11 protein-coding genes are annotated in these 12,402 nt (G+C 71.3%); 3 read left to right on the plus strand and 8 right to left on the minus strand.

What is annotated here, in order from left to right; all coding sequences use genetic code 11:
- Positions 1-64: 64 nt before the first annotated feature.
- From ald to AAEP80_RS16555, 4 genes are all read right to left on the minus strand, one after another.
- Positions 65-1,165, minus strand: coding sequence for an alanine dehydrogenase (ald, locus tag AAEP80_RS16540; protein ID WP_281265294.1), 1,101 nt, complete (start codon positions 1,163-1,165; stop codon positions 65-67).
- A gap of 122 nt (positions 1,166-1,287) precedes the next feature.
- Positions 1,288-2,676: an FAD-binding oxidoreductase gene (locus AAEP80_RS16545; protein ID WP_420365174.1), complete on the minus strand. Its 1,389-nt coding sequence runs from the start codon at positions 2,674-2,676 to the stop codon at positions 1,288-1,290.
- Between the two features lie 34 nt (positions 2,677-2,710).
- Positions 2,711-3,664, minus strand: coding sequence for a helix-turn-helix domain-containing protein (locus AAEP80_RS16550; protein WP_420365175.1), 954 nt, complete (start codon positions 3,662-3,664; stop codon positions 2,711-2,713).
- A gap of 40 nt (positions 3,665-3,704) precedes the next feature.
- Positions 3,705-4,667 carry a sugar-binding transcriptional regulator gene (locus AAEP80_RS16555; protein WP_413601350.1) on the minus strand — a complete coding sequence of 321 codons (963 nt, stop codon included), beginning with the start codon at positions 4,665-4,667 and terminating at the stop codon, positions 3,705-3,707.
- 182 nt (positions 4,668-4,849) lie between these two features.
- Between AAEP80_RS16555 and AAEP80_RS16560 the strand changes: the two genes are divergently transcribed.
- Complete coding sequence (locus AAEP80_RS16560; RefSeq protein WP_420365176.1) at positions 4,850-6,592, plus strand: FAD-dependent oxidoreductase; 1,743 nt, start codon at positions 4,850-4,852, stop codon at positions 6,590-6,592.
- A 141-nt stretch (positions 6,593-6,733) separates the two neighbouring features.
- Here the strand turns inward: AAEP80_RS16560 and AAEP80_RS16565 are convergent, their stop codons facing one another.
- Together AAEP80_RS16565 and ykgO are read right to left on the minus strand one after the other, a co-directional pair.
- Entirely contained in the window at positions 6,734-7,390 is a 657-nt protein-coding gene (locus tag AAEP80_RS16565) for a histidine phosphatase family protein (RefSeq protein ID WP_420365177.1), read from the minus strand.
- A 26-nt stretch (positions 7,391-7,416) separates the two neighbouring features.
- Positions 7,417-7,539, minus strand: a complete 123-nt coding sequence (gene ykgO, locus AAEP80_RS16570) for a type B 50S ribosomal protein L36 (RefSeq protein WP_420366885.1) — start codon at positions 7,537-7,539, stop codon at positions 7,417-7,419.
- A 44-nt stretch (positions 7,540-7,583) separates the two neighbouring features.
- Between ykgO and AAEP80_RS16575 the strand changes: the two genes are divergently transcribed.
- Positions 7,584-8,633 carry a GTP-binding protein gene (locus AAEP80_RS16575; RefSeq protein ID WP_420365178.1) on the plus strand — a complete coding sequence of 350 codons (1,050 nt, stop codon included), beginning with the start codon at positions 7,584-7,586 and terminating at the stop codon, positions 8,631-8,633.
- Positions 8,634-9,011: 378 nt separating this feature from the next.
- Here the strand turns inward: AAEP80_RS16575 and AAEP80_RS16580 are convergent, their stop codons facing one another.
- On the minus strand, positions 9,012-10,517 hold the full coding sequence (locus tag AAEP80_RS16580) for an MFS transporter (protein ID WP_420365179.1): 1,506 nt from the start codon (positions 10,515-10,517) through the stop codon (positions 9,012-9,014).
- 211 nt (positions 10,518-10,728) lie between these two features.
- Here AAEP80_RS16580 and AAEP80_RS16585 point away from each other — a divergent pair, with 211 nt between their 5' ends.
- Positions 10,729-11,256 (plus strand): DinB family protein, encoded by a 528-nt coding sequence (locus tag AAEP80_RS16585; protein ID WP_420365180.1) that lies wholly within the window; start codon positions 10,729-10,731, stop codon positions 11,254-11,256.
- Between the two features lie 150 nt (positions 11,257-11,406).
- Here the strand turns inward: AAEP80_RS16585 and AAEP80_RS16590 are convergent, their stop codons facing one another.
- Positions 11,407-12,369: a sugar-binding transcriptional regulator gene (locus AAEP80_RS16590; protein ID WP_402729426.1), complete on the minus strand. Its 963-nt coding sequence runs from the start codon at positions 12,367-12,369 to the stop codon at positions 11,407-11,409.
- Between the last annotated feature and the right edge of the window lie 33 nt (positions 12,370-12,402).

Raw genomic sequence — 12,402 nt, forward strand, 5'->3', positions numbered from 1 at the left:
CTGTCGCTTTCGCGGAAGGGGCAGAGGGCACCCGACGCCGGACGCGCGGCGCCCCGCAGCCGCGTCAGGCCGCGGACGCGACCAGGCCGTGGGCAGCGGCCACGGCCTCGTTCGTGACGCGGCCGGCGTGCACGTTGAGGCCCTTCGCCAGGGCGGCGTCGGACTCGAGCGCCGCTTCCCAGCCCTGGTTCGCGATCGCCAGGGCGTAGGGCAGCGTCGCGTTCGTGAGCGCGATCGTCGACGTGCGCGGGACGGCACCCGGCATGTTCGCCACGCAGTAGTAGACCGCGTCGTGCACGCGGAACGTCGGGTCGTCGTGCGTCGTCGGGTGCGAGCCCTCGAAGCAGCCGCCCTGGTCGATCGCGATGTCCACGAGCACCGATCCCGGGCGCATGTCGGCGACCATGGCGTCGGTCACGAGCTTCGGCGCCGAGGCCCCGGGGATGAGCACCGACCCGATGACGAGGTCCGCGTCCTGCAGCGCCGTCGCGATCGCGTGGGTCGACGAGCGGAGCGTCGTGATGCGTCCGTCGAACCGCGCGTCGAGCGCACGGAGTCGCGGCAGGCTGATGTCGAACACGGTGACGTCCGCACCCATCCCGAGGGCGATCGTCGCCGCGTGCTCACCGGCGACGCCGCCGCCGATCACCACGACGCGGCCCTTCGGTGTGCCGGGGACGCCACCGAGGAGCAGCCCACGGCCGCCGTTCGCCGCCATCAGGTGGTTCGCGCCGACCTGGGCGGACAGACGTCCGGCGATCTCCGACATCGGGGACAGCAGCGGCAGCGACCGGTCGGGCAGCTGCACGGTCTCGTACGCGATGGCCGTCGCACCGGAAGCCACGAGGGCATCGGTGAGCGGCCGGTCAGCGGCGAGGTGCAGGTAGGTGAAGAGCACCTGCCCGGGTCGGATCGACGGGTACTCGGACGCGACGGGCTCCTTGACCTTCAGCACCAGCTCGGCCCGCGCCCACACGTCGTCGGCGGTGGGGACGATCGTCGCACCGGCGGCGGCGTACTCGTCGTCCGGGAACGACGACCCGGTTCCGGCTCCGGCCTGCACGAGGACCTCGTGCCCGTGCATCGTGAGTTCGGCGACGCCGGCCGGGGTGGCGGCGACACGGAACTCGTTGTTCTTGATCTCGGTGGGGACGCCGATCAGCATGGCGGACTCCTTCGTGGGCGACGTGGCTCGGTCGCCCACCATCCAGCCACTCGCGCGTGTCCGTCGTGTTACAGCCGAACATCCGGACAGTCAGCACCGAATCCGTGTCACGGAATTCGGCTTCAGAGCACCTTGCCCGGGTTCAGGATCCCGTTCGGATCGAACACCCGCCGGATCCCCCGCTGCAGCGTCACCAGGTCGTCGCCGAGCTCGTCCCCGATCCACCGTCGCTTCAGGACGCCGACCCCGTGTTCACCGGTCAACGTGCCGCCGAGCTCGATCGCCGCTCGGAACAGCGCGTCTGCCGCGTCCCAGACGTGCTGCGGGACCTCGTCGCCGTCGAACACGAAGTTCGGGTGCAGGTTGCCGTCCCCGGCGTGGGCGACGGTCGGGATCGCGACGCCGTGCTCGTGGCCGATCGCCGCCACCCGGTCGAACATGTCCGCGAGTCGGCTGCGCGGGACCGCGACGTCCTCGATGAGCACCTGGCCGCGCGCCTCCATGGCCGGGTGGAACGACCGGCGGATGGTCAGCAGGCGCTCGCGTTCGTCGCCGTCGACCGCCCGGCGGACGGTTCCGCCGGCGGCCTGGAGGACCGGCTCGGCTCCGCGCGCCGCTTCCGTCCCGCCCACGCCGTCGAACTCGACGAGCAGGAACGCCCCGCCGGCGGGAACCGCTCCCACGGACTCGGCGATCACGTCCGGTCCCAGGTAGGCCGCGATCCCGGCGAGCGCTGCGGCATCGAGCAGTTCGACGGTCGACGGCCGTTCCGGCCCGTGCACGACGTCGGCTGCTGCTGCTGCCGCTGCTCGGACGTCCGGGAAGACCGCGCCGAGCGTCGCGGGCTCCCCCGACGGCACCGGGACGAGCCGGACGGTCGCCCCGACGATCACCCCGAGGGTGCCCTCGGAGCCGACCATGAGCGCGGTGAGGTCGAGGCCGGTGACGCCCTTCACGGTGCGGTGGCCGGTGGAGACCAGGCGCCCGTCCGCGAGCACGACGTCGAGCCCGAGGACGGCTTCGCGCGTCACCCCGTACTTCACGCATCGGAGGCCCCCGGCGTTCGTGGCGATGTTCCCGCCGATGCTCGAGATCGCCGCACTGGCCGGGTCCGGAGCGAACCGGAGTCCGAGCGGCAGCACCGCGGCGTTCAGGGCACCGTTCAGCACGCCCGGCTCGACCACGGCGAGCTCGTCGTCGGCCGAGACCTCGACGATGCGGTCCATCAGCGCGACACTCAGTACCACCGACCCGTCCGTGCCGTTCGCCCCACCGGCGAGCCCGGTTCCTGCGCCTCGGGGGACGACACCCACCCCGAGCTCGTTGCACGTGCGGAGCGTCGCTTGCACGTGGGCGACGGTGCGCGCCTCGACGAGTGCTGCCGGGCGTCCGGTCGCGACCCAGCCGGACTTGTCGGTCCTCGTGGCGTCCAGTGCGTCGGCGTCGTCCCGCACGATCAGCCCGTCCGGGTCGTCGAGGGCGGAACGGAGTCTGGCGACGACGGTGTCCATGCGGGCAACGCTACCGAGTCGAGCCGCGACGCCGTCAGCCGCGACTGCGGAGCGACTCGCTCGGGAGTTCCCCGAAACGAGCCCGGTACGCGGCGGAGAACCGGCCGAGGTGGCCGAAGCCCCACGACCTGGCGATCTCGGCGACCGAGAGCTCGTCGCGGTCGGCGCGACGCAGGTCGTTGTGCGCGCCTTCGAGTCGGACTTCCCGGAGGAGCTCCCCCGGGGTCTGGTCGAGGTGGCGACGCAGCGACTGCTGCAGCCCACGCGGGCTGAGCCCGGCCGCGTCGGCGATCTCCGAGGTGCCGATGGGCTCGTGGGCGTGCGCGTGGACGTACTCGAGCGCACGGCGGAGTCGCTCGTGCTCCGGACCGTTGCCGGCGACCGTCGCCCGCCAGCTCGCGCGCTGGGGGAACGCCCGCAGCGCGGCGACCGAGAACGCCTCGGCGATGTCCCGCCGGGCGACCTCGTCGAGATCCTGCTCCATGTCGAGCCAGGTGGACGAGTGCTGTTGCACGATCGACCGCCACAGCCGCATGCCCTCTGCGGTCGGCGCGCGGAGCGGCTCGAACGCGAACGCGGGGTCGCCGGTCAGTCCGGTCACGAAGGCCCGGTCGAGGTGCACCATGCTGAGTGCGATGTCCCGCTGGTGGACTTCGTACGCGGTCTCCACGGGCAGGACCACGGGGACCCCTGGTTCGAGGTCGAGGCTCTCGCCGCCGGCCGTCATCGTGCTCGTGCCACCGCGGACCCACGCGACGATGAACTCGTCCGCGACGAAGCTCTCGCTCCGCAGGTCGACGCCGAAGCGTGCCGTCCGCAGGGACATCCGATCGTCCCCCACGCCGGCGAAGTCCCACTTGGTCTTCGGCGACGTGCGACGGACCGTCGGCGTGCGGAGGTCGTAGTCGACCGAGAAGAACGCGATCGCATCATCGACGTCGGTGCCGGCGAGCCGCCGGAACCACCGAGAACCCTGACGATCATCCATGGCGGCGAGGATACGCACGACCACCGACACTCGTGGATCGTCAGGGCTGCAGGATGGCCTGCCCGATGCTCTCGTCGAGGATCAGGTCCGTGATGAGCCCCGCCGCGAGCGCGCCCTTGAGCGACGCCGCCTTGCCGCGCCCCGCCACCACGCAGATGCGCCGGGGAGCCCGCTTGATGGTGTCGAGGTCCGGGCCGCCGGCGCGGGCGTTCACGCCGATGTCCCGCCACGACCCGTCCGCGCGGTAGAACACGGTCGAGACGTCCCCGACGACCTTCGCCTTCGTCAGTTCCTCGCGGTCGGCCGGGTCGAGGTAGCCGCCGGAGTACACGTGCGAGGGAACCGGGGCCTGCGGCGCACCGACACCGAACACGACGACGTCCATCCGCTCGTGCAGGTCGAGCACGCGCCGGATCGAACGCTCGCGGAACAGGGCCTCCTTCGTCGCCGGGTCGTCGAAGAACGCCGGGACGGGGAACTGCTGCACGAGCGCACCGTAGGCCTCACCGAAGCGCCGGAGGATCTCGGACGCGTAGACGATGCCGGTGGTGCGGGTGTTCGCCGCGCCGTTCACCTGCACGACGGTGGAGCCGTGCGTGGTCTTCGGCACGAGGTACCGGCTGACGGCGCTCACCGTCGAACCCCACGACAGCCCGATCACCATGTTCGACTCGATGTACTGCGTCAGGATCCTCGCCGCGGACAGCGCCACCCGCTCGAGCCGGTCGACGTCGCTCGTGTGGTCGGGCACCGGGACCACGTGCGCGTGCACCCCGAACCGTGCACGGATGTTCCGGCTCAGCGCGGCGGCCTGGTCGAGCGGCGACCGGATCTGGATGTCGACGAGCCCGGTGTCCCTGGCGTGCTTCAGCAACCGGGACACCGACGAGCGGGACGTGCCGAGTTCGTCGGCGATGGCGTCCATCGTCAGGTCCTGCAGGTAGTACAGGTGTGCGGCGCGCAGCGCCTGCTGGGTGCGCATCGGTTGGGCGGCATCGCTCATGGAGCCAACCATGCACGGACGTGCACGGCGTCTGCAAGCCCGGTCGAGCCTCCCGTCCCCCGTTCCGGGCCGGACCACAGGTGTTCTGCACGTTCGTGCACGCAAGTTGCCCGACCGTTCACGAAGGCGCACGATCGATCTCGAACCCAGCGAACCGACCCCAGAAAGCGACGCGTACGCACATGTCGAAGACGACGCAGCCCCGACGCACGGTGACATCGCTCACCGAGCGCCCGAACGCACAGGTCCTCATCGTCGGTGGCGGCATCAACGGCATCGCCACCTTCCGCGACCTCGCCCTGCAGGGCGTCGACGTCGCGCTCGTCGAGCGCGGCGACTACGCCTCCGGCGCCTCAGCGGCGTCGAGCCACATGATCCACGGTGGCATCCGCTACCTCGAGAACGGCGAGTTCCGCCTGGTGCGCGAGAGCGTGCAGGAGCGCAACGGCCTGATCCGCATCGCCCCGCACTACGTCAAGCCGCTGCAGACGACGATGCCGATCTTCTCGACGTTCTCCGGCATCATGAACGCCCCGCTGCGCATGCTGACGCACAAGCAGCGCTCCACCAAGGAGCGCGGCGCGATGCTCATCAAGATCGGCATGACGATCTACGACTCCTTCTCGCGCGACGGCGGCTCGGTCCCGAAGCACGTCTTCCGCACCAAGAAGGCGGCGCTCGAGGACATGCCGGCCCTCAACAAGGACCTGAAGTACACCGGGACCTACTACGACGCCTCCGTGCACGAGCCGGAGCGTCTGGCGCTCGACGTGCTCAAGGACGGCCTGGCCGCAGGCAGCGGGACCGGCTCCGCCGCGACCGCCCGCGCGACCAACTACGTCGAGGCAGCCGGCACCCGCGACGGCGGCGTCCTGCTCCGCGACCGCGAGACCGGCGAGGAGTTCGTGTTCACGGCCGACGTCGTGATCAACGCGTCCGGCCCCTGGACCGACCTGACCAACGGCGCCTTCGGTGGCGAGACCAAGTTCATGGGCGGCACGAAGGGCTCGCACATCGTCGTGCACAACGACGAGCTGCTCGAGGCCACGAAGGGTCGTGAACTGTTCTTCGAGAACGACGACGGCCGCATCGTGCTGATCTACCCGCTCAAGGGCCGGGTGCTCATCGGCACGACGGACATCGACGCCGACCCCTCGAAGCCGGTCACGACGACGGACGAGGAGATCGACTACTTCTTCGGGCTCGTCAAGCACGTGTTCCCGCAGATCGAGGTCACGCGCGACCACATCGTCTACAGCTACTCCGGCATCCGCCCGCTCCCCCGCCACGAGGACACCGCCCCCGGCTTCGTCTCCCGTGACTACCGGATCGTGGACACCCCGATCGCCGGACTCCCGAAGAGCACCGTGCTGTCGCTCGTCGGCGGCAAGTGGACGACCTTCCGCGCCCTCGCCGCGCACCTGTCGACCGAGGCCACCACGAAGCTCGGCGTCGCCCGCAAGGTCGACACGACCGGCATGGCGATCGGCGGCGGCAAGGAGTTCCCGACCACCGACGCCCAGCGTGCGCTGTGGATCAAGTCGCACCGCGACGGGCTCGACGCCGGGCTGGTCGACGGACTGCTCGAGCGCTACGGCACCCGCGCGGCCGAGGTCGTCGACGTCCTCACCGACGGGCCGGTCGAGCCGCTCGAGTCCGACCCGGCCCTCACCCGGGCAGAGGTCGCGTACTTCGCCGAGCACGAGCACGCCGTGCACCTGGTCGACGTGGTGCTCCGCCGCACGAACCTCGCGTTCGTCGGTGGCGTCACGATCGACCTGCTCGACGAGCTCGCCGACGTGCTCGCCGGGGTGCTCGGCTGGACGACGGAGGAGCGTGCGGACGAGGTCCAGCGCACCCTCGACGTGCTGCGCGAGTCGCACGGTGTGATCGTGCCGCTGACCGCGGCGCCGGCGCGCGCGTAGACGCGCCGACAGACGGACGGGAGGCTCGGTGCCAGCTGGCACCGAGCCTCCTGTCTGCGCGCGCTCCGCGTGTTGCGACGCGCCAGCGGCGCGCGGCGCCAGCGCCGACCGAGCCTGCGAGGTCGGTTCTGTGGGCGCGACCTAGAACCGCTCGCCGGTCGGGTCCTGCGCGGTCCGGTCGATGAGGTCGTCGCCGCCCATCGGCTCGCCCGCCCAGTCGACCAGGCGCCAGCCGTCGGCGGTGGATCCCTCGAGCTCGACGACCCCGGTGTTCTCCAGGTGTCGGCTCGCACCGAGATCGTTCGGCGTGTTCTGTGCCGTCACGGCCGACCAGATCCGGATCGCCGCACCGTGGCTGAACGCCGCGGCGACGGCGACGCCGGTGTCCTCGATCTGCCGGATCGCGTCGTCGTAGCGGTCGAAGAAGTCCTCGCCGGTCTCGGCTCCCGGCATCCGGGCCTCGCGCTCCCCCGACGCCCACGCGTAGCAGGCGGCGAGGTAGCGCTGCACGGAGGTCTCGTCCCGAGCACCCTGCAGGTCGCCGGCTTCGATCTCGCGGAGACCGGGGAGCGCCACGGGGTCGATGCCGAGCGACGCGGCCAGGGGTGCGGCGGTGGCGTGGGTCCGGATCATGCTCGACACGAAGAGCTTCTCGATGCCACGGTCCGCCAGGGCCTCCGGCAGCGCAGCGGCCTGCTGCTGCCCGAGCTCCGTCAGCCCGGGCCCGGGGACCTCGGCGTCGAGGACGCCGTTCACGTTCGCGGGGGTCTGGCCGTGTCGGATGAGCAGCAATCGCATGCTGCCACCCTACGGAACCCGGACGATCAGCCCTGTCGCGTGTTCCACCGCGGGTTCTGCTTGTTGATGACGTAGACCCGGCCGCGACGTCGGACGACCTGCGAGCCGGGGATCCTCTTGAGCGCCTTGAGCGAGTTACGGACCTTCACGGTGACCTCCTTGTTGATAACGGTTTTCATGTACATTAGCTGACATGCGACCAGCCGTCATCACGCTCGTGTCCGCCCTCCACGAGGTCGACGCCGACCGCGTCGCCGCCCGACTGACGACCCCGTCCGGTGCACCGGGCAGGCAGCGGGGGCACCGGATGCACGTCACCGGGAGTGCCTTCGCGGCGGCACGGGCGATCGCCGCGAGGACCGACCAGCTCGACCGGATGTGCGGCCCTGATGCCGATCACGACCTCGTCGTGACCCTCGCCCCTGGAGCGGACACCCGCGCGGTGGGGATGCTCCTCGCGAACGCGGCCAGGAGCGAGCACGGCGACGACCGGGTCCTCCGGCACGCCGTGGCCGTGCTGCGCGCCGACGACGTCGCACACCTGCTCTGGTCCGACGTGGACGACGCGTTCGTGGCGGCCGACCGCGTCGCCGCACTCGTGGAGTACTCGACCGTGATCGCCCTGGACCGGTTCGCGGGACTGACCGGGCGTCGACGTCGTGCACTGGTGGCGCTGCTGCACCGGATGGCACCGCACGCCGTGATCGTGGCACTCGACCGGGTGCACTCCGCCGCTGACCTGCCGGCGTCGAACGGGGGTGCTGCGCGGCTCCTCGCGACGGGAGCCGGGTGGATGCGGGCGCTGTCGAGCGGGGCGGACCTCGGTCGGGGCACGCGGGACGACCTCGTCACGCTGCGCTACCGGGAGCCGCTGCCGTTCCACCCCGGGCGGCTGGCGACCGTGATCGAGGACGACCTCGCCGCCGGGGTGAACGGCCGGGTGCTGCGTTCCCGGGGGTTCTTCCGCCTGGCATCTCGTCCCGATCACGTCGGGTCGTGGGCGAGCTTCGGGGCGATGCTCGCGCTCGACCCCACCGCGAACCCGTCGTGGGACGAGGACGCCCCGATCGGGCAGGCGATCTGGTTCGTCGGGGAGCGGCTCGACGTCCCGGGCATCGAGCGCGCACTCGACGGGGCGCTGCTCACGCCGGACGAGCTGCTCGCGGGGCCGGACCTCTGGCGCACGTGGGCGGATCCGTTCCCCGCGTGGCCGGCGCTCGACCACGAGCACGGGCGCGACTGACGGGGCGCCGCGCGTGCGCCGGCGCCGTGCGTGCGCCGTGCAGCCCCCGTCGGCCAACACCGACTCGGAACGACAAGGGCGCCGTCGTACGACAGCGGTTCTGTCGCTCCCCAGCGCCCGCAACAGTCCGCGCACGCAAGCGGCGACAGTACCGTCGTCGCACGACAGCGGTTCTGTCGTTCCGAGTCGGGGAGCACGGGCCCGCCACGAACGACGCGCGCACCGACGGGAGGCGCGGTGCGAGTCGGACTCGCACCGCGCCTCCCGTCGGTGGTCGCGCTGGGATCGCGCCCCGCTTCGGACATCGCGTCCCGTCACCACGGGGCGCGATGTCCACGCCGGGGCGCGATCAGCCAAGCCGACGCGCGCGGCGCGCCCTCAGCGCGCGCCGACGCGCGCCTCGCGGGCGGCGTCCTCGGCCGCGAACGGCAGGTCGCCGAGGTCGAGGTTCGGGTTCGTGTCCTGGGTGAGCACGAGCTCGCGGGCCTCGTCGTCGGACTCCACCGCCGGCATCGACCCGGGCAGCGGGCGCCGCGAGGACTCCTTCATGCAGAACACCCCGACCGCGCCGATGACGCTCATCGCCATGAGGAAGTACGCCGGTGCCAGCTCGTCGCCGGTCCACGTCAGGAGCGCCTGCACGATGAGCGGCGTCGTCCCACCGAACACGGCGATCGCGATGTTGTACGCGAAGCCCATGCCGCCGTAGCGCGTGTTCGTCGGGAAGAGCGCCGGCAGCGACGCGGCCTGGTTCGACACCCACAGCGCGGTCATCAGCGCGAGCAGCCCGAGACCGAGCAGCGTCGACCACTGCGCACCGTGTCCGATGAGCATGAACGCCGGGATGACGAGCACGACGGTCGTCGCCGCACCGATCCACATCACGATGCGACGGCCGAGGTTGTCGGACAGCTTGCCGGTCATCGGCAGCATCACGGCGAGGAGCACGAGCACCGGGATCGTGAGCAGCGTGCCGTCGAGTGCGGAGTACCCGAGCGAGTCGGTGAGGTAGGTCGGCATGTACGAGGTCAGCGCGTAGCCGACGGTGTTCGACGCCGCGACGAGCATCACGGCGATGACGATCGGACGCCAGTGCTCCTTGACCATCACGACGACGTTGCGCGGGCGGCCCTGGGCCTCCGCGATCGCGTCGGTCGCAGCGGCCTGCGCGGCCTGGGTCGCCTGGAACACCGGCGACTCCTCGATGCGCAGGCGGAAGTAGATCGCGACGGTGCCGATCACGCCGGCGAGGAGGAACGGCAGACGCCACCCCCACGCGGTCATGGTCTCCTCACCCAGCGAGACCTGGAGCACGGACACGACCGCCGCACCGAGCGCGAAGCCCATGTAGCTCCCGAAGTCGAGGAAGCTCGCGAAGAACCCGCGACGACGATCGGGCGCGTACTCGGTGATGAAGGTCGTGGCACCGGCGTACTCACCGCCGGTCGAGAAGCCCTGCAGCAGCTTGAGCACGACGAGCAGCACGGGCGCGGCGGCACCGATCAGCGCGAAGTCCGGCAGCGCTCCGATGAGGAACGTCGACGCCGCCATCATGATCAGCGTGGTCGCGAGGACCTTCTGCCGTCCGATCTTGTCGCCGAGGCGCCCGAAGACGATCCCCCCGAGCGGCCGGGCGATGTACGTCGCGGCGAAGACACCGAGACTGAACAGGATCTGGACCGCTGGTTCGGCGGTCGGCAGGAAGACCCGCCCCATCGTGACGGCGAGGTAGCCGTAGACGCCGACGTCGTACCACTCCATCGTGTTGCCGACGACCATGCCGCCGACGGCCTTGCGCATCATGCTCTTGTCGACCACCGTGACGTCGCTCTGGCGGAGCCGTCGACGCGGTCGGGTGGGGGTACTACTGGGGTCGGAACCCATGCACTGCTCCTCGGGTCATCGCCCGGCCGGTTCGCCGGGCTCGACCGGTTCGGGCAACCGGTCGTGAACGGCGTCGAACGTTACCGAGCAACCGAAATGTCATTGGCCGGTGATTCACAGGCAGCGGCGTGTCACCCGGACGGGGGTCACCGCGCTTCCGCGTGTCCATGGGGAACCACAGACCCGCGTAACGAGGTCATAACATCGCGTCATGGCGATCGAACCGGACACGAAGAACTGGACCTGGGTCATCGAGGCCGCGTGCCCGGAGTGCGGCTACGACGGCAGCACGGTGACGATCCGCGACGTGCCGGGGATCATCGAGGCGAACACCACCGGCTGGCCAGCGGAACTCGCGCGCGACGGCGCCCGTGACCGCCCGGACGACCACACCTGGTCGCCACTCGAGTACGGCGCCCACGTCCGCGACGTGCACCGGAAGATGACCGAACGGCTGGAGCTCATGCTCGCCGAGGACGCCCCGACCTTCCCGAACTGGGACCAGGACGCCACCGCCGAGGTCGATCGCTACGGCGAGCAGGACCCGACGGTCGTGGCGCGGGAGCTCGGCGAGGCCGCACACCGTGCGGCGCGGGCGTTCGACGAGGTCCGGGACGACCAGCTCTCCCGCACGGGGCTGCGATCCGACGGCAGTGCGTTCACGGTCGCGAGCCTCGCGACGTACTACGCGCACGACCCGGTGCACCACCTCTGGGACGTGCGGCGCAACCGCGCGTAGGAGGTCGAATCGCACGTCGGAGGTCGGTTTTTCCGCCCACCGACGCGCGTTTCCGCCGTCCAGGGCGGGTGCGATGGGTGCGAACGCGCGTCCAGGGCGGACGGGAGGCTCGTGGCGGGGCCGCCACGAGCCTCCCGTCCGGTGGGTAGATCAGGCCAACGCGTCGAGCAGGGCGCGCGCCGTCGCGGCGTCCGTCACCAGCTCGTTGACCAGGCCGCCGCGGACGGCGCCGATGATGCTCGGCACCTTCGACTCCCCGACCGCCATGCCCACGGCGTGCGGGACCGCGGCGAGCACCTCGCGCGACGTCCGCACCATCCGGTCGCTGCCGGGGAACTCGATCGCCGACCCGTCCGGCGCGTAGAAGTTCAGGCAGACGTCACCGGCCGCTCGGTCGAAGGCCTGGTCCTCGACCGGGACGCCCCGCGCGAGTGCGTCGCGTGTCGGGGTCGGTGCGCCGATGCCGAGGATCGCGCCCTTCGCCCGGCTCCACAGCCCGATGACGTGCTGGAACGCCGGGTCCTCGTCGAGGGAGGCGCGCATCGCCTCGGACGGCAGCGCCTGCGCGAACAGGAACGCCGGGATCGCACCGGAGCGCTCGGCCGCGGTCCGGGTGATCTCGTTCGTCTGGAACCACGGCATCGGGTCCGCCTGACCACCCACCGTCGGGACGAGCTGCACACCGGCGAGCGGTGGCATGCCGGCGTGGGCGACGTCGTAGACCGTGCGGCCGGACGACATCAGGACGGCGTCACCAGGGACGAGCGCCATCCCGTCGACGGCTGCCGCGAGCGGGGCGGCGAGGTCGGCACCGAGCGTCGCCGTGTGCGTCACCGCGGCGAGGTGCACGGCGCGGAGCCCGAGGACCACCTGGAGCCGCTCGGCGAGCGCGACGGTCTCGTCCTGGAACGGGTCGACGACCTCGATGCGGACGAGTCCCGCCCGCCTGGCCTCGGCGACCAGTCGGGAGACCGTCGGCCGGGAGACGCCGAGGCGCGAGGCGATCTCGACCTGCGTGGCGTCCTCGAGGTAGTACATCCGCGCGGCCTGGTACACCGTGTCGAGCGGGAATCGGCTGCGCCCGGCGTCCGTGGGAGATGACTCGGCGGACATGGAGCGGGACCTTCCCTCGGGGTGGACGCCGAC

This window comes from Curtobacterium sp. L3-7 (genome assembly GCF_048756585.1).
In the GTDB taxonomy this organism is placed as follows: Bacteria; Actinomycetota; Actinomycetes; order Actinomycetales; family Microbacteriaceae; genus Curtobacterium.